13 protein-coding genes are annotated in these 17,854 nt (G+C 46.7%); 4 read left to right on the forward strand and 9 right to left on the reverse strand.

Going from position 1 to position 17,854, the window contains the following annotated elements; all coding sequences use genetic code 11:
• Together KOD92_RS21090 and KOD92_RS21095 are read left to right on the forward strand one after the other, a co-directional pair.
• On the forward strand, positions 1-192 hold a 192-nt coding region (locus KOD92_RS21090), incomplete at its 5' end, for a hypothetical protein (RefSeq protein WP_215235594.1).
• Positions 193-212: 20 nt separating this feature from the next.
• Positions 213-1,808: a peptide chain release factor 3 gene (locus tag KOD92_RS21095; RefSeq protein ID WP_215235595.1), complete on the forward strand. Its 1,596-nt coding sequence runs from the start codon at positions 213-215 to the stop codon at positions 1,806-1,808.
• Positions 1,809-1,915: 107 nt separating this feature from the next.
• Here KOD92_RS21095 and KOD92_RS21100 read toward each other — a convergent pair whose 3' ends face one another.
• From KOD92_RS21100 to KOD92_RS21115, 4 genes are all read right to left on the reverse strand, one after another.
• Positions 1,916-2,290 carry a DUF4890 domain-containing protein gene (locus KOD92_RS21100; protein WP_215235596.1) on the reverse strand — a complete coding sequence of 125 codons (375 nt, stop codon included), beginning with the start codon at positions 2,288-2,290 and terminating at the stop codon, positions 1,916-1,918.
• A 69-nt stretch (positions 2,291-2,359) separates the two neighbouring features.
• Positions 2,360-3,103, reverse strand: a complete 744-nt coding sequence (locus KOD92_RS21105; RefSeq protein WP_215235597.1) for a DUF3307 domain-containing protein — start codon at positions 3,101-3,103, stop codon at positions 2,360-2,362.
• A 6-nt stretch (positions 3,104-3,109) separates the two neighbouring features.
• The gene (locus tag KOD92_RS21110) at positions 3,110-3,742 is read right to left on the reverse strand and encodes a SatD family protein (RefSeq protein ID WP_215235598.1); all 633 of its coding nucleotides are present in this window, start codon (positions 3,740-3,742) and stop codon (positions 3,110-3,112) included.
• A gap of 76 nt (positions 3,743-3,818) precedes the next feature.
• Complete coding sequence (locus KOD92_RS21115) at positions 3,819-4,115, reverse strand: hypothetical protein (RefSeq protein WP_215235599.1); 297 nt, start codon at positions 4,113-4,115, stop codon at positions 3,819-3,821.
• Between the two features lie 172 nt (positions 4,116-4,287).
• Between KOD92_RS21115 and KOD92_RS21120 the strand changes: the two genes are divergently transcribed.
• Positions 4,288-7,317 (forward strand): amidohydrolase family protein, encoded by a 3,030-nt coding sequence (locus KOD92_RS21120; protein WP_215235600.1) that lies wholly within the window; start codon positions 4,288-4,290, stop codon positions 7,315-7,317.
• A 20-nt stretch (positions 7,318-7,337) separates the two neighbouring features.
• On the forward strand, positions 7,338-8,657 hold the full coding sequence (locus KOD92_RS21125; protein ID WP_215235601.1) for an amidohydrolase family protein: 1,320 nt from the start codon (positions 7,338-7,340) through the stop codon (positions 8,655-8,657).
• A 12-nt stretch (positions 8,658-8,669) separates the two neighbouring features.
• Here KOD92_RS21125 and KOD92_RS21130 read toward each other — a convergent pair whose 3' ends face one another.
• From KOD92_RS21130 to KOD92_RS21150, 5 genes are all read right to left on the reverse strand, one after another.
• The gene (locus KOD92_RS21130; protein ID WP_215235602.1) at positions 8,670-9,509 is read right to left on the reverse strand and encodes a CvfB family protein; all 840 of its coding nucleotides are present in this window, start codon (positions 9,507-9,509) and stop codon (positions 8,670-8,672) included.
• 49 nt (positions 9,510-9,558) lie between these two features.
• A complete protein-coding gene (locus tag KOD92_RS21135; protein ID WP_215235603.1) occupies positions 9,559-11,964 on the reverse strand; it encodes an outer membrane beta-barrel family protein in 2,406 nt (801 codons plus the stop codon).
• 211 nt (positions 11,965-12,175) lie between these two features.
• Positions 12,176-13,507, reverse strand: a complete 1,332-nt coding sequence (locus KOD92_RS21140; RefSeq protein WP_215235604.1) for a TolC family protein — start codon at positions 13,505-13,507, stop codon at positions 12,176-12,178.
• Between the two features lie 49 nt (positions 13,508-13,556).
• Complete coding sequence (locus tag KOD92_RS21145) at positions 13,557-16,646, reverse strand: efflux RND transporter permease subunit (protein ID WP_215235605.1); 3,090 nt, start codon at positions 16,644-16,646, stop codon at positions 13,557-13,559.
• 31 nt (positions 16,647-16,677) lie between these two features.
• Positions 16,678-17,775, reverse strand: coding sequence for an efflux RND transporter periplasmic adaptor subunit (locus KOD92_RS21150; protein ID WP_215235606.1), 1,098 nt, complete (start codon positions 17,773-17,775; stop codon positions 16,678-16,680).
• Between the last annotated feature and the right edge of the window lie 79 nt (positions 17,776-17,854).

Here is a 17,854-nt window from a genome sequence, read left to right on the forward strand (position 1 = left end):
CAAACCCGTATAACTACCGCCATTCAAATAAGCCTTAACAAGCCTAAGCTTAAAATTCAAACTGTGTTTTTTGTAATTAACCATAAAAATGCCCCCAAGAAGTGTCTAACTTTTTGGGGGCAGTGCACCGATAGGGGCGGCTCTTCTTTTATTTGTATCTTTGCGGAAATTTTGATTCATCAGAATCGCTGAAATCAGTATCTCAATTCTACATGAGTAATATAGAGGAAATAAAAAAACGCCGCACATTTGCGATCATCAGTCACCCGGATGCTGGAAAAACAACCCTCACGGAAAAGCTGCTTCTGTTCGGAGGCGCAATACAGACTGCGGGGGCGGTGAAGTCCAACAAGATCAAGAAAACGGCTACTTCCGATTTTATGGAAATCGAGAAGCAAAGAGGTATTTCGGTCGCTACGTCCGTGATGACCTTTGAATATAAAGACCTGCTGATCAATATCCTGGATACGCCGGGCCACAAGGATTTTGCGGAAGATACTTACCGGACTTTGACGGCTGTCGATAGCGTAATCCTGGTTGTGGACTGCGTAAAAGGTGTGGAGGAACAAACTGAAAGGCTCATGGAAGTGTGCCGGATGCGTAATACGCCGGTTATTATTTTCATTAATAAATTAGATAGAGAAGGCCAGAATCCATTTGAATTGCTGGATGAATTGGAAAGCAAGCTAAGTATCCGCGTTCGTCCGCTCACGTGGCCGATCAATATGGGTGCTAATTTTAAAGGCGTTTACAGCTTGTACGAACAAATGCTGTACTTCTTCAAAATCAATAAAACGAAGATTGAAAGCAACGTCGCGAAAGTAAGTTTGGACGATGAAAGCCTCGCGGAACTGGTTGGTGAAAAAGACGCTGAGCAGCTCACAGAAGACGTGGAGCTTGTTGAAGGTGTTTATGACGTATTTTCAGAAGAAGCTTACCAAAAAGGGGAGCTGGCGCCTGTATTCTTCGGTAGTGCTATTAATAATTTTGGTATCAAGGAGTTACTGGATACATTCTGTGAAATTTCACCTATTCCGCAGCCCCGCCCGACCGACGTGCGTGAAGTAGCTCCGACGGAGCCAAAGTTCACCGGTTTTGTTTTCAAAATCCACGCGAACCTCGACCCGCGTCACCGTGACCGTATTGCGTTCCTGCGCATTTGTTCGGGGAAATTCGAAAGGGGAAAATTTTATAAACACGTCAGATTAGGCAAAGACGTACGTTTTTCAAGTCCATTTACATTTATGGCTTCGGATAAAAGTGTGATGGACGAAGGTTTCCCCGGCGATGTGGTTGGTTTATACGATACCGGCAGCTTCAAAATCGGAGATACCCTGACAGAAGGCGAGCTCCTGCAATTCTCAGGTATCCCAAGCTTTTCTCCTGAGATATTTAAGGAATTGATCAATATGGATCCGATGAAATCCAAGCAATTGGAAAAAGGTATCCAGCAGCTGACCGACGAAGGTGTAGCGCAACTATTTACATTGGATTTGGGAAACAGAAAAATAGTAGGAACAGTAGGAGAGCTTCAATTCGACGTAATTCAATACCGACTTGAACACGAATACGGCGCGAAATGTCGCTGGGTGCCTATGAGTACTTCACGCGCCTGCTGGCTTACCGCCGACGAAAAACCGGCCATGGACCAGTTTATCAGATTAAAAGGAAACCAGATCGCGTATGACAAAGACCGCAACCCGGTTTTTCTTGCAGATTCCGAATGGATGATCCGCATGAACCGCGAAAACAACCCCGCCATACATTTCCACTTCACCTCGGAGTTTAAGACGGAGATGGCGGTGTAGTGGAATGATTGAATGATTGAATGACTGAATGAGTGAATGTTGAAACTAATATTCGCTCACTCACTCATTATTACTATTCAATCATTCGATCATTCAATCATTCAAAATTAATTTTCCCTCGGTTCCCGCTCGCCTCTTCCTCCCGCTCCCCTCCGATCTTCCAGCATCGTCTTATACTTCTCCTGCTGCTCTACGGTCAGGATTTTTGCGATTTCAGTGTTGAATGTTTCCATTGATGCGCGCATTTCTGAGCGGTCGCCGTTTGATTTTTCACGCAATTCCTGCATTTTTTGAGCTCTGGCCAGGCTTAGGTTGTAAACTTGCTTTTTCTGGTCTTCGGATAAGTTCAGATTTTCAGTCAGCGTTTTCGTTTGGTTTTCGGCGCGTTGCTCCGCTGTCATATTCCCACCGCCGCCCTGCCGCTGCGCAAATGCAGTTACTGTGGCGAAAGTCAATAAAAAGACAAACAGTATTTTTTTCATGGTCATCAGGTTTTGATACTCCGGTTAGAGTATGATTTTGGGATTTAGTTTAATCGTTTCTCTGAGATTTCAATAAAACATCCGCACCATGAGCGCAATAGCGATTGCGCAAGTGTAGCTCATCAGTGTTCCTACCAGTACATATTCTGATTTTTTACTGATGTAGGCGGGAGAAGTTTCGGGTGCTGGTGCCTTGTCGTTGTACCTGAGCAGCGATTTGGCGGCGATCAAAAATCCGATCGCTGAAAATTGGTTAGCCAGTACGAACACAAAAATCAGCAGCCTTTCCGACATTCCGATCCAGCGGCCGGCATTGGCAAGATTGTCGTCGGCTTCCGGCGCTAGCTTGCTCAGTTCTTCACGCCACGGGCGGGTGAGGATACCAACCAGAAATGAGACGGGTGAAAGGGAAGTTAATGCGCCTGCCATTGTTGCCAGGGTTTTGGGAGTATCCAGCCACGTTAGGAATTGCTTGAAACCAGGTTCGATAGTATTGGTAAGGAGCAGTGCTGCAATAGCAATAGTGAGAATGTGGGCAATCTGGTCGGTGATAAACCAGGCGAGCGAACCTTTTTTGTCGAATGAGATTTTGACTACATCAATAATCCCGTGTGCAAGTCCCAGGAGCAATGCGGGCATCGGATTGTCCCATTGGTGTAGTATTACGTAAGAAACCACAATTACCAGCAGGATATGCCAGTAGAGGTATTTTGATCTGAAAGACTTTTTCTTCTTGTCTGTTACCCAGCTGGTTGGCTGCCAGTAGAAATCTACTAATACATGAGCAAGGAGCAGCAGCAGAAATTCAGTCATCAGAAGTTAGCGTTTTGTGTATAGTGATAATTGCTTTGGAAAAGTACTAAGAAAATTTTCAATCGCCCACCATTTGGCGGCTGCAATTCGCTGGCTCGCCGCTGACTGGCTGATCGATAGCTGCTCGGCTATCTGGGTCACTGTTTTTTCTTGCAGCAACGCCGTGATTACCTGGCTTTGCGACATCGTCCAGCCTTCTATCAATGTTTCGAGCAGCCCAAGTGTAGCAGTCAGCGGCTCTGAGGGTATAGGCAGTGCAATTGCAATGCGGGCTTTTTGCTGACGAATTGTGTCGGCAAGGCGGCCGGATAACCGAAACGCTTCTCCGTCGGAAGTGCCTGCCCGCTCGGTCAGCATTTCAGTTTGCCCGATCCCTATCGCAATGCGCAGATCTGCATTTGGTGCGTGAGAACGCATGATAGCACGGGCTAAAATAGCTACGCGCGCCGCCTGATCGGCATTTTTGAGTACTCCCTGAAAGCTGTCGCCCCGGTAAATTTCAGGTTTCAGCAACCACTTAAATGACTGATGGTCCCGTAAAGTTTGTGTCAATTCTTGCAGCCACAGTGCAGTGTCTTCTCGCGTAAAGCTGGTCGAATTGACCATATCGGCGGTAAAAACGGCGTGATGCTTTTTCATTTATATAAGCTTTTTACCTTATAACAGGTGAATATAAGGAAAAAACCTTATATCTGGCACATATAAGGTAAAAGCCTTATATATTTCGGGGGTAAAAATCGAAAAGATATGCTCTTTCCTCGTCAAAAGATCCATTAAATACCTCTGAACCAGCGCGTTTATACCAGTATCCTGCATTCCAGGTGTCACCCTCTACCCGGTGTAAATAGGCGTGTAAACGATCATAATTTCGGGTGCCTTCTGCACTCTGTGCGATATTGTGCGCCGCTTCCCAATCGCCTTTTGCGTCGTACCAAAGTGCTTTTATGAGTTCAGGAAGGCCAGTTGGCGGAATTTTCAGTGAAAGAGATTCTTGAAATTGGTCGTAAGTCATAGGTCTGAATTGCTGTTAAAGTATTTGAAAAAGTACCACAAAATGTGAAAAAAACAAGCAACATGAAAATTCGCAGCGGCAATTGTAACTTCCGGAGAATATCATGCCTGCCGGGCGTTTTGCTGATTTTCATTGTATATTGTAAAGTTGAATCTGAACCATTAACCGATATATGTTTAAACAATTATCAACCTTATTTTCAGGGCTGGTTGTTAGCATTTGCTGTCAGGCGCAGCAGACTTTCCCACAAAATGGCGCTTACGATGAAAGACCAGGAAGGTATGCATTCACCAATGCCACCATCGTCGTCGATCCCAAAACAACTATCGAAAACGGTACTTTACTGATTGAGAACGGACTGATCAGCCAGGTTGGGAAACAGGTGAAACTGCCCGCCGGGACTGTGGTCGTGGACTTGAAAGGTAAGTACATTTATCCTTCGCTCATCGACCTGGATTCTGATTACGGCATGCCGGAAGCAAAGCGCGACAGGCCGGCGGGCGGCAGACAAACGCCGCAGCTGGAATCCAATAAAAAGGGCGCATTTGGCTGGAACCAGGCGATACAATCGGAAAATGACGCCAGTCTGATCTTCACCCCGGATGCTAAAAAAGCGGCTGATCTGCGTAAAATCGGTTTCGGTACTGTGCTTGTGCATTCACACGACGGGATTGTAAGAGGAAACGGCGCGCTGGTCACGCTGACTGACGAAGCCGCCAACAAAGCACTTTTGAACAGAAAAGCTTCCGCACATTTCTCTTTTAGCAAAGGTATTTCCTCGCAAACGTATCCTTCGTCCACAATGGGCGTGGTGGCGCTTTTGAGACAAAATTATTACGATGCAGAATGGTATGCCCGCACTCCGAAAGCAAAAGAGGCTAATCTGTCGCTGGACGCATTTAACCAGATCAAAACACTGCCTTCTTTCTTTGAAACCGGTGACAAATACAGCGTATTGCGGGCTGATAAGGTAGGAGATGAATTTGGTGTTCAATATATTATCAAGGGCGGAGGTGATGAATATCAGCGTATTAATGAAATAAAAGCGACCAAAGCTACGCTGATTTTGCCGCTCCAATTTCCGGAAGCTTATGATGTAACCGATCCCTGGGACGCAGATGTGATCAGTATGGCGCAGTTGAAGCACTGGGAACTCGCGCCTGGAAATGCTTCGCTAGTAGCTAGGGCGCAGATTCCGTTTGCATTTACTTCGGCCGGAATGAAGAACAAGGCTGACTTTTGGAAAAGCATTAAAACCGCAGTGGAATATGGTCTCCCAAAAGAAAAAGCACTGGAAGCGCTCACGACTCTGCCGGCCAGCCTGATCAAAGCGGAAGGCCAGATAGGAAGTTTGAAACCCGGTTTGCTCGCCAACTTCATTATTACTTCGGGTGATCTTTTTGATAAAGACAATATCATTTATGAGAACTGGGTTCAGGGAAAGAAATTTATCCTTGCGCCGATTAATGCACCGGATATTCGGGGTACCTATTTGCTGACAATCAATAATCAGCCTGGCGGAAAGCTGGAAATCGCCGGCTCGCCAGAGAAGCCGGAATATAAAGTGATTGTTCAGGATTCAGTGAAAATCACTCCCAAGGCTATCCTTTCCAATGAGTTATTGACATTAAGTTATCAGGCTGACAAAAAAGTCACAGGTACGACCCGCCTCACAGGCTGGCTGACTGGAACTACCTTATCCGGGGAAGGCATTTTGCCTAATGGCGCCGCAGTGCCATGGAATGCAACATTGACCCAGAAATTCCAGCAAACTGCTGCTGCCGATACTACTACCATCAAACCAAAAGAAACAGGGCCGATCCTGTATCCTTTTGTAGGTTTCGGGAACGAGCAGCTGCCTAAATCAGAGACGCTACTGATTAAAAATGCGACTGTTTGGACGAATGAAAAGGAAGGTATCCTGCAAAATGCAGATGTAATTGTTCAGAATGGAAAGATTACCAAGGTTGGGAAATCGCTCGCTGCGCCTTCCGGAGCGAAAACCGTTGATGGTACAGGCAAGCATTTGACCAGCGGTATTATTGACGAGCATTCGCATATTGCGCTTTTCACGATCAACGAAGGTGGTCAAACGAGCTCGGCGGAGGTGAGGATGAGCGATGTAGTGAATCCGGACGATGTCAATATTTACCGCCAGCTCGCGGGTGGGGTTACTGCTTCGCATTTGCTGCACGGCTCGGCTAATTCGATCGGTGGCCAGAGCGCGATGATTAAATTGAAATGGGGCGCCAGTCAGTCGGAAATGGTACTGCCGGATGTGAAGACGATCAAATTTGCATTGGGTGAAAATGTGAAGCAATCCAACTGGGGCGATGTGGCTAGAGTACGTTTTCCACAAACCAGAATGGGCGTGGAGCAGGTATATTTCGACCATTTTCTTCGCGCAAAGGAATATGCAAAGAGCTGGAAAAGTTTTAACTCAACCTCTAAAAAGGTGGCTGCAAATGCGCCGAGAAGAGATATTGAGCTGGACGCACTGGCCGAGATTCTCGACAACCAAAGATCCATCACCTGCCACTCTTATGTACAGTCGGAAATCAATATGCTGATGCATGTAGCTGATTCACTGAAATTTAAGATCAACACATTTACCCACATTCTGGAAGGTTACAAGCTGGCAGACGGAATGGCAAAACGGGGTATCGGCGGTTCTACGTTCGCGGATTGGTGGGCTTATAAAATGGAGGTAAAAGAAGCGATTCCTTACAATGCGGCATTGATGTATCACCAGGGCGTGACCGTCGCGATCAATTCTGATGATGCTGAAATGGCGCGTCGGTTGAACCAGGAAGCTGCAAAAACGGTCGAATATGGTGGCGTGCCGGAAGAAGAAGCCTGGAAAATGGTAACACTTAATCCGGCCAAATTACTGCACGTAGATAACAGAATGGGCAGTATCAAGGCTGGAAAAGATGCGGATCTGGTACTCTGGAACGCACATCCGCTGTCTATCTACGCCCGTCCCGAATTCACGATGGTGGAAGGTGCGGTGTATTTTGACAGAAAAAAAGACGAGGAAAAGCAAAAATCAATGCAGCAGGAAAGAGAAAAGCTGATCCAGAAAATGCTGAATGATAAAGCAGAAGGAAAGCCTACTCAAAAACCGCAGGCGGCGCAGCCCAAAATGTGGCATTGTGAAGATATAGTGGGTGTGCACACCGAGCATGAAGGACACAGATAATAGCTATGACATTTTACCAAATGACGATACATCATTCATTTTCCAAGACATTTCTGTTTCTGATCTCGCTTTTTGCAACAGCAGAAACTTTTGCCCAAAACCCGGCTCCTGCGTTGCCGCAAAGCCGCCCGGTCGTGATCACCGGCGCCACAATTCACGTGGGCAACGGGCAGGTAATCCAAAATGGCGTAATTGCTTTTGACAAAGGTTTGATCACCTATTTGGGCGCGGCAGGTTCTAATCCTACGGGTGCAAATGCAGAGACGATCGACGCGAAAGGAAAGCATATTTTTCCGGGTATAATTTCGCTGAATACCACGGTAGGTTTGCAGGAAGTTGCTTCCGTGCGGGCCACGCTCGATTTTAATGAAGTAGGAGAGATCAATCCGCACGTTCGCGCGCTGGTGGCTTATAATACTGATTCTGAGGTAATACCAACTTTGCGGGGAAACGGGATCCTGGTTTCTCAGGCTGTTCCACAGGGTGGTGTGATTTCTGGTTCGTCTTCGGTTTTTTACAGCGACGGCTGGAATTGGGAAGATGCCGTTTTGAAAAAAGACGATGGTATCTGGCTCAGCTGGCCGCCATTTCTGGCCAGTACCTTTAATTATGAAGATTTTTCTGTTTCGGTTAAAAGAAATGAAAAAAGACAGGAAACAATCGATCTGATCAAATCCACTTTCTCTGAGGCCAAGGGTTATATGGAAGTGGCGGAGCCTGCGGCTGTAAACCTGCGACTGGCTGCAATGAAGCCACTCTTTGCCGGCACAGCCAATCTTTACATTCGTGCGGATTACGCAAAGGATATTGTTGAAGCTGTGAAAACGGCGCGGGAGGCCGGTATCAAAAGAGTAGTGATCGTGGGCGGTGACGAGTCTTACAAGGTTGCTGCTTTCCTGAAAGAGAACCAAGTTCCGGTGGTTTTGAACCCCACGCACAGACTGCCTGGGCGCGTTGATGAGAATGTGTACCTGCCTTATGAACTGCCAAGTATGCTTCACAAAGCTGGCGTGAAAGTGGCTATTACTTACGCGGACGAATGGTGGCGGACAAGGAATCTGGCTTTTATGGCAGGTACTTCGTCAGGATTCAGCGACGTTTCTCCGGAAGATGCACTTCAATTTGTAACCAAAAACGCTGCCGAAATTATTGGTGCCGAAAGGGAAGTAGGGACGCTCGAAAAAGGCAAACACGCCTCACTGATCGTTTCCCAGGGCGATATCCTCGATATGCGTGGCAATTCAGTTGAAATGGTATTCGTAAAAGGCGGGAAAGTGAATCTCGACGACAAGCAAAAGCGGCTTTATGAGAAGTATAAAACGAAATACGGGAAGAATTGATCTTCCCGTATTTTAATCCGAATTCACCAAATATATCCCATCTTCCGCAATCCGGATCAGGCCTTGTTTGTAGAGGCCGCCGATCGCTTTTTTGAAGACTTTTTTGCTGATTTGCAGTTGTTTATAAATATCCTCCGGCGAGCTGCTGTCTGACAGATTCAGGTAGCCTCCGCCCTTTTGAACCAGCTCCATAATTAGTTTGCCCGATGGCTCGATCGTTTCTGCAACGCTTTTTTGGAGGCTGATATCCAATCTGTTGTCTTCCCGGATCCTTTTTACAAAACCTTTCAGACTGTCTCCAACTTTCAGTTCCCGGAACACTTCGTTTCCGTAGATCAAACCGCGGTGAAATTGGTTCACGATCGCATTGTAACCCAGATCAGTTTTGTGGAAAATCAACAGATCCACTTCGTCTCCTTCCTTAACGGTCAGCCTTTCATTATCAAGAAAACGGTCAATTTTTGTGGAGGCCAGCAGCCTTGAACTTTTCTGGTCGAGATAGAGAAATACCACGTGCCACTCACCGATTTCCATCGGCGTGATCTGCTCGCGAAAAGGCACGAAAAGATCTTTTATCAAACCCCAATCCAGGAAAGCACCATATTCCGAAACGTCCTTCACTTCCAGGAATGCAAATTCGTTGCGAATGATCTTTGGAGTTTGTGTAGTAGCCACCGGCCGGTCTTCCGAATCCAGGTACACGAATACCCTGATCTCGTCGCCAACCTGCATTTCGTCTGTAAGATATTGGTTGGGCAAAAGCACTTCTTCACCTTCTACGTCGCTGAGAAACATGCCGACGCTTGTTACTCTTTCAATAGTGAGGTGATTATATTTTCCGATAAAAAGCATTATGATTGTTCAGTTGTAAGTCGCAAAGGTAATGTTTTCGTCGCGACTATCAGTCTTCGTCACCGCCACCGTCGCCTTGTTTGTCCAAACTCGGCCTTTCTTTCGAGCGGTTGAGCCGGTAAGATATCGTCACCAAAAACTGCCTCGGGCGCCATTGGAATTCCGATCTTGAATAGTATCCGGCATTTTCGATGATACTCCGGCGCTTGTTGGAATTGAGCAGATCACGGACGCTGGCCGTAACCGTTCCCCTGCCTTTGAGAATATCCTTAGAAAGCCCCAGATCGATGAAATAGATCGATAAATCCCTTCCCTGAGTAGTACGACGCGGCGCGCGGTAGTTGAAAGAAGACTGGAAATCGACCGATTTGAATAGGGTAAGCCGCGAAGAAAGCCGACTGGTCCACGAATATGTGTCGCTTTCATACAACTTGTCATTATAAAAACCCTGGTTCATCGCCCGGAACACATTCGCATTGGCGGTCAGTTTCCACCAGGGGGCGGGATCGTACGTAAGGTTGAATTCAAATCCGTAAGAGTCTCCGGTTGAGAGGTTGATCGGAGTTACTGTTGTAAATCCTGTCGAATCTACCGAGGTTATATTCTCTACCACACCAAGCCGGTGGCGGTAATATACACTCGACAGCAACGTGCCTTTTTCCATATTCAGTAAATGTCCCGCTTCAAATGAATGCGTAAATTCCGGATTTAATAGGGGGTTACCCGAGCGAAAAACCCTCGAATCGCTGAAATTTGAGAAGGGAAGCAGATCCCGGAAATTAGGGCGGCTCAGCCGGTAACTATAACTCAACTGCAAAGTCTGCGCATCTTGGAGCTTGTAGGAAAGGTGAAGGCTAGGGAAAAGGTTAAAGTATTTTCTGTGATTGGTTACTGCCGTTTTTTTGAGTTCAGTCAAAATGTCCGTGTATTCTCCGCGCAAACCCGCCTGCACGAAAACCTTCCCGAACTGGCTGCTCGCCATCGCATAACCCGCGTGTATCCTTTCATCGTAGGCCAGCATGTTGTCGAAATTGGGCAGGATAATCCAGTTCATTTCTTCGTTTTGCTGATGCACTGAAAAATCGTTGTCTAGCTGGCGAATGGAGCTTTTTAGCCCTACTTCCATTTTTCCATCTTTCCCGAGCGGGTGAATGTAGTCGAGCTGCGCCAGGAAATTTCGTTCGTCTTCCGTATTGAATGCCCGCTGTACGATCCGCGTCGCATCGTTATCGGAAAATTCATTGTATTTGGCTGCTTCCGTTTCGTCGCTCAATATGTATTTAGCATCAAAAGAGAGACTTTGTCCTTTTCGTTCGAAAGTCTTTTTGTAGTTCAATGCGGCCTCGATATTAGTTCTGGGCTCAGTTTCCCGTTCTTCCCGTACCACGGTGCTGGTGAGGATATTGTTAAAATCAAAATCCCGGTATTGCAGGGTAGACCTGTTGTCATTCTGCGAGTTACGATAGGAGAGGGTTCCAGTTAGTGTGTTGAAATTGTTGATAAAATAATCCATTCCTACCATGACACTATTCGAGTAGCCCGACCTGTTCCTATTGGTATTGGATTCATAAACAAAACTGGTATCGGCGCTGCTGTATTCCTGGCGGGAATTTCCCCGGCCCGGGCCGTCGCGGTACATTAAGCCGTAATTCGCGATGAAATTGACTTTTTTGCGACGGTAATTAAGGTTAAAGGATCCGCCAAAATTGGAAGGATAACCCGCAGTTCCCGTGAAAGAACCGTTGAGACCATACCTGATATTTTTCTTCATCACAATATTCAGAATCCCCACTTCACCTTCCGCATCGTAGCGCGAAGAAGGATTGGTGATGATCTCAATGCTTTCGATCAGGTCGCCTGGTATCTGCCGCAATGCTTCCGCCGGATTCAGCCCCACCATCCCAGATTGTTTACCATCGATCAGGATCCGCACATTCTGGCTCCCGCGCAATGCCACGTTACCTTCCACATCCACAGTCACCGAGGGCATATTATTAAGGATATCAGACGCATTGCTACCAATATTGCTCAGGTCTTTTCCCACATTAAATACACGTTTGTCCAGTTGCAGGTCCATCTGACTTTTCTCACCTCTTACTACCAGCTCTTCCAGATTTCTGGCATCAGAAACCATGGCAACCACACCTACGTCCACGCTGTTTCCGGCCACATTAATATTCTGAACCAACTTTTCGCGCAATGCAAGAAATGTGATCTTGATGAAGTAATTCCCCGGATCAGCCGCGATTTTGAATATCCCGTTTTCATCGGAGGTACTTCCCCCAATCAATGTAGAATCCTTAGTTCCGTAAAGCGCAACGTTTGCAAATGGAACGGGACGTTTGTCTGCGTCCTCCAATTTGCCGGAGATCGTGAATGCAGCAGGCTCTTCCTGCGCGTACCCGACGTAAGCAAAAAGCGTCAAAAGGAGAATAGGGAGCAATGATCTTAGCATAACGATGGAATTAGTGCGACAGCAAACAAGTGCCGCCACTCAGTAAGTTGAAAGTGGTAATTGAATTAGATAAGAAAATTGCGTGGAGGTTTAACAGAAAATTTAATCCTGTTGAATTTTACTGTTAAAAAGCTATGCCAGAGAAAGTTAGAAGCCCCACTATTCAGCAGTAACTGAATGCGGGGCTTCCTTATTAGCTTTTATTAAAAGGTTATTGAAGATTATTGCTCAGTCTTTTTAGCTCGATTTCTGCGGCTTTAGCTGCATAGTTCAGATTGATAAGACGATATCCCGCGTCTTCAAAACTACGTTGGGCTTCTCTTACGTCGATAATAGTAGCTTGAATCAGCTCAAACCGCTGTAATGTAAGATCAAGCAGTTGCCTGCTGAGCGCATAATTTTGCTGTTGCGTTTCGAGTTGTTGCAATGAGCTCAGGTAAGTCTGGTACATTTTGACAACACCCGCATTATAATCTCTCAAAATTACATTCTTCTGAATCTTCGCAGTGGAAGTGTTGATCTCCGCAGCCTGCTGCTGTCTTTTAAATGAAGATCCGTTGTAAATGGGAATTGCCAGGGTAACACCGGCATTGGGTCCGAGCGAGCGGTTAAGCAAGGTAAAACCTGCCGCTGTCTGGTTGCGGGAGTAGTTGTAAGCCGTATTCAAGCGCACGGAAGGATAACGCAGCGCCGCAGTTTCGCGCACGATCAGCTCGTTAATCCGGATCTGGTGGTCGGCAGCTTTTACGTCCGCATTCAATGCAAGCCGGTCAAGGATCGGTTCAAGTTTAAGATTGAGGTCGACCGTGATCGTATCTCTGATCGTCACTGCTGCTTTGGTATCCAGGGTCAATATGCGTAGTAATTCCGTTTTGGCAACCTGAGCGATCATTTCCTGATCCCGGAAGGTCTGATTAAGGGTATTGACGTCAATCTGCGCTTGAAAAATATCTGCATTGTTGGCCATACCTGCCTCTTTTCTAACCTGCAAAATCTCTAACCTCTTTTCGGAAGCCTGAATGGAGGCGCGTAAAGTATTCAGGTAACTCAACTGACGAACCACATCGTAGTAGCTTGTCATTACCATAGCTATCGTATTCTGTATCTGCGAGTTAAGTAGCTCCTGGCTCTGGTATTGCAGCTCAGCCAGACGCTTTTTGGTAGAACGAACCCTTTTTCCATTATAAAGTAAAATACTGGCCGACACGCTCGCCTGCGTATTGTTACCCGCCGCCGCACTCCGGTTGATCTCCGTACCGTTGTTCAGTTTTTGGTTAACCTCCGTAATTTGTTCCGTATTAGAGGCATTCGCTGCTACCAGCGGCAGCCCGCCGGCGACACCGTAATGGTTCAGTACCGTATTTACTTCCACATTGTTTTTTGCAATCTCAATCTCATAACTGTTTTTCAGTGCAGTAGCGATCGCAGCGTCTAGTGTAAGCGACAGACTATCAGGCGACTGGAAACAAAATGCGTTGCTTCCGCAAAGCAGGATACCAATCAGAAGATGCGTTTTGTTCTTAAAAATTTTGAGCGGGTTCATGCAAAAACAAATGGATTTTTATAAAAAGGAATAGGAAAATAGCCCGGAACTAGACTGCCAGCTCTTCGGCCATTTTTTCTTCTTCGGTCTTTTTGTGTTTTTTGGGTGAGATGAAAGTGTAAACGGCGGGGATCACAAACAGCGTCAGGATCAGTGAGAACATCAAACCGCCCACGATTACAACCCCCAGCGGTATCCGGCTGGTAGCAGCAGCTCCAAGACTTAATGCAATAGGCAATGCACCGAATGCAGTCGCAAGGCTCGTCATTAAAATTGGCCGCAAACGTTGCGTAGCCGATTCGACCGCAGCCGCCATTCTTTCCATTCCCTGTTCCCGTTTCTGGTTGGCAAACTCCACGATCAGGATCCCGTTTTTGGTTACCAGACCAATCAGCATGATCATCCCGATTTGAGAGAAGATATTGATCGTTAACCCAAACAAATACAAGCTCAGTAATGCACCTGCAAGTGCAAGCGGCACGGTGATCATGATGATGAACGGATCTGTAAAGCTTTCAAACTGACCTGCCAATACGAGATAAACCAATAGCAGCGCGAGACCAAATGCGAAACTGGTATTTGAAGAGCTTTCTTCAAAGTCACGCGACGGTCCGGTCAATGAAGTCTGGAAAGATTCGTCCAGCAACTTATTGCCGATTTTTCTCATCGCCTCCACGCCGTCGCCGATCGTTTTGCCTTCGACCAGAGAAGCCGAAATCGTGGCGCTTTTGTATCTGTTGTAGTGATAAATAGTTGGCGGGCCGCTCTCTTCCTGCATTTTTACAACGGCAGTCAAAGGAATATTCTCTCCACGGTTATTTCTAACATACAGTTTTTCAATGTCAGCCGGTCTGTCCCGCTCCGATTTTTCAACCTGCCCGATCACCTGGTACTGCTGCCCGTTCATGATAAAGTAGGCTAGCCGCCGGCCGCTGAATGCAGATTGGATTGTGGCAGCGACGTCGGTTGTGGAAAGACCCAAGTCGCGCGCTTTTAGTCTGTCAATGGTTAATCTGATCTCAGGTTTATTGAATTTCAAGTTGACATCCACATTCTGGAAAGTCGGATCCTGTCTTGCTTCTTCGAGGAACTTGGGAAGTACATCGTAAAGTTTTTCAAAATCAAGGTTTTGCAAAACAAACTGGACAGGTAAAGAACCTCTTGAACCAATACCTACCGAAATAGTCTGTTCCTGCGTTCCGAATATCCTTGCGTCATTAAATCGGCTGAGCTTTTTGTTGATATCCTGCGCAATATCATTCTGGCTTCTGATCCGCTCGCCGGCAGGAACCAGCCCGATACGGCCGGTAGCACTATTCATCCCTCCACCTCCAAAACCGGGCGTCGCTGAAAATGTAAACGCTTTTTCAGGGACGGAATCGTTCAGGAAGTTGCCAAGTTCATCGGAGATCTGCTGCATCTGGTCGAAACTGGTCCCTTCCGGTGCAGAGAGATTGAAACGAATACTGTTCCTGTCTTCCATCGGGGCCAGCTCACTTTGCAGATTGGTATAACTAAACCAGATAATAACCCCGCAGGCTACTACCAATACCCAGGCTGCCCATCTAACCCGCATAAATGCTTTCAAGCCCCGGTTGTAACCATTTTCCATTCCTTCGAAAAACGGTTCCGTCTTATTGTAAAACCAGCCGTGACCTGAGTTTTTCCGGTTTAAGAATACGTTGAGAACTGGTGTGATCGTAAGTGAAACGAATGCAGAGATCAAAACGGCAGACGCTACCACGATACCGAATTCACGGAAAAGGCTTCCTACAAAACCTTCCAGGAAGATCACAGGTAGGAAAACGACCGCGAGTGTGAGGGAAGTTGAGATAACCGCAAAGAAAATTTCTCGGCTACCTTCCAGCGCAGCCTGCCTGATCGGCAGTCCGCTTTCAAGCTTTCGGAAGATATTCTCCGTCACAACAATACCATCATCGACCACCAAGCCGGTCGCAAGTACGATTCCCAGCAGTGTCAAAATATTGATCGAAAACCCGAAAAGGTACATGACGAAGAACGTCGCGACCAGGGAAATCGGAATATCGATCAACGGACGAACTGCGACGAGGAAGTTTCGGAAAAAGAAGAGAATTACGATCACCACGAGCCCAAACGCAATGAAAAGCGTTTCTTCTACTTCTTCAATGGACTGCCGCACCAGCCGGGTGTTATCTATTAAAACACTGAACGTAATATCCGATTTGTTGGATTTCTGAATCTCCGCAAGCCGCTTGTTGAATTCATCGGAAATTTGAACATAGTTGGCGCCCGGCTGCGGAATTACCGCCAGCCCGACTGCGTAAACGCCATTGTATTTCCAGCTTTGTTCTTCATTTTCAGGACCTAACTCAACTTTCGCGACATTGCCTAACCGCACGAGCCCGGAGCTGTCATTTTTAATTACCAGGTCTGTGAAATCCTTCTCGCTGGTAAGCCGCCCCATGGTGCGGATCGTCAATTCGGTATTGTTACCGTAAATTTTTCCGGCAGGAAGCTCTACGTTTTCAGAAGCCAGCGTGGCAGAAATATCGTTGAAGGAGATATTGTATGCGCTCATTTTGTCGGGATTAAGCCAGATGCGCATTGCATACCGCTTTTGCCCGAAAATATTGATAGCACTTACCCCGTCGATGGTTTGCAAACTTTGCTGCAATACATTTTCTGCATATTCACTGAGTTCGAGAAGACCTTTTGACGGGCTCTGCACGGCCAGCAGCAATATAAAATCACTATTCGCATCAGCTTTACTCACGACAGGCGGCGCGTCAATATCCTGCGGGAGGTTCCGCTGCGCCTGGCTTACCTTATCGCGTACATCATTTGCGGCACCTTCGAGGTCCGATTCGAGGTTAAATTCGACGGTAATGTTGCTGGAACCGATCTGGCTGGAAGAGCTGATACTTTTAATACCCGGAATACCATTGATACTCTTTTCGAGCGGCTCGGTAATCTGACTTTCGATGATATCCGCATTTGCGCCTGTGTAGCTCGTTCGCACATTGACGATAGGAGGGTCAATCGCGGGATAGTCGCGTAAGGAAAGAAAATTGTAACCTACTATCCCGAAAAGGATGATCAGCAGGTTCATTACAACCGCAAGAACGGGCCGTTTTAAAGATAATTCCGATATATTCATAACGTGGGTTTCGAATAGTCAATTTGAACCGCTACTTAACTCCAACTTTCAAGTTCCTTACACTTCTCACTTTCACAGGAGCATCGGGACGGGCAAACAATACACCCGAAACAACCACAGAATCACCAACATTTAAGCCGCTGGTAACCTCAACCACATCAGCAAGGCGGTCGCCCGTAACAACAGTCACAAATACCGCTTTGCCATTTTTAACCACCACCGCCTTCTTACCCTGCGCCTCAGGAATAATACTGTTGGTAGGGATCATAATGCTGCTTTTATTCGAATTGGTCTTTAAATACACCTTCGCAAACGAGCCGGGACTGGTATCGCCGGAATTAAGCACGGCACGCACGGTGATGTTTCTGGTAGTCTGGTTCACCTGTGGTTCAGTCGCGATCACGCGTGCGGTTACGAGCTTTTTGCTGTTTTGATCCAGCAAAACGTCCACGTTCTGGCCTTTGGTAATGTATTTTTGATAAGTTTCAGGAAGAGTAAAATCGATGCGCAGATTAGAAAGCTGCTGCATGGTAGCAATAATGCTATTTGGGGAAACGTAAGAGCCGGCACTCACTTTCCGGAGTCCGATCACACCAGTAAAGGGCGCGCGGACGATGGTTTTGTCGATAAGTGCTTGCGTGTAAACCATATCTGCTTTGAAGGTATTGACCTGATTGGCAGCGAGATCGTAGTCAGCCTGGTTGATACCGTTGATTGCGACCAGTTGTTTTAATCGCTTCTCAGTTGTTTCAGCAAGTTGCAGCTGGATCTTTATTTTGTCGAGTTGGGCTATCAGATCTGCATTATTGATCCTCGCGATCACCGTTCCCTTTTGAACTACTTTCCCCTCGGGAACATCCAGAAAGGTAAGCAGGCCGCTGACTTCAGGCCGGAGTTCGGCAAATTCGTTGGCGACGATTGTTCCATTCACTTCCACTTTATCACTGACAGCTTCTGACTTTGCAATAATCACGTCGACGGTAACAGGCCCGCCGCCACCTTTCTGCTGAAAAGTGTCTTTTTTTTCACCGCAGGAAAGCATTAGGAAAATCGTACCCGAAATTGTTAATAGAGAGAAGGGATTAACTAGGAAGCGGTCTGAGCGCGCAGACTTTTTGATAGAATTCATAAGTAGGTAAAATCCGGACTTGGTGGTTTAGGGGTTATTCGGATCTATATATGTGCTTTATGTGCACTTTCAAAATTAT

This window comes from Dyadobacter linearis, from assembly GCF_907165045.1.
In the GTDB taxonomy this organism is placed as follows: Bacteria; Bacteroidota; Bacteroidia; order Cytophagales; family Spirosomataceae; genus Dyadobacter; species Dyadobacter linearis.

Excerpts from the sequence above, each read along its gene's own strand:
- KOD92_RS21095 (WP_215235595.1), top strand. The coding sequence starts at position 213 with ATGAGTAATATAGAGGAAATAAAAAAACGCCGCACATTTGCGATCATC.
- KOD92_RS21100 (WP_215235596.1), bottom strand. The coding sequence starts at position 2,290 with ATGAAAAAAATACTGTTTGTCTTTTTATTGACTTTCGCCACAGTAACT.
- KOD92_RS21105 (WP_215235597.1), bottom strand. The coding sequence starts at position 3,103 with ATGACTGAATTTCTGCTGCTGCTCCTTGCTCATGTATTAGTAGATTTC.
- KOD92_RS21110 (WP_215235598.1), bottom strand. The coding sequence starts at position 3,742 with ATGAAAAAGCATCACGCCGTTTTTACCGCCGATATGGTCAATTCGACC.
- KOD92_RS21115 (WP_215235599.1), bottom strand. The coding sequence starts at position 4,115 with ATGACTTACGACCAATTTCAAGAATCTCTTTCACTGAAAATTCCGCCA.
- KOD92_RS21120 (WP_215235600.1), top strand. The coding sequence starts at position 4,288 with ATGTTTAAACAATTATCAACCTTATTTTCAGGGCTGGTTGTTAGCATT.
- KOD92_RS21125 (WP_215235601.1), top strand. The coding sequence starts at position 7,338 with ATGACGATACATCATTCATTTTCCAAGACATTTCTGTTTCTGATCTCG.
- KOD92_RS21130 (WP_215235602.1), bottom strand. The coding sequence starts at position 9,509 with ATGCTTTTTATCGGAAAATATAATCACCTCACTATTGAAAGAGTAACA.
- KOD92_RS21135 (WP_215235603.1), bottom strand. The coding sequence starts at position 11,964 with ATGCTAAGATCATTGCTCCCTATTCTCCTTTTGACGCTTTTTGCTTAC.
- KOD92_RS21140 (WP_215235604.1), bottom strand. The coding sequence starts at position 13,507 with ATGAACCCGCTCAAAATTTTTAAGAACAAAACGCATCTTCTGATTGGT.
- KOD92_RS21145 (WP_215235605.1), bottom strand. The coding sequence starts at position 16,646 with ATGAATATATCGGAATTATCTTTAAAACGGCCCGTTCTTGCGGTTGTA.
- KOD92_RS21150 (WP_215235606.1), bottom strand. The coding sequence starts at position 17,775 with ATGAATTCTATCAAAAAGTCTGCGCGCTCAGACCGCTTCCTAGTTAAT.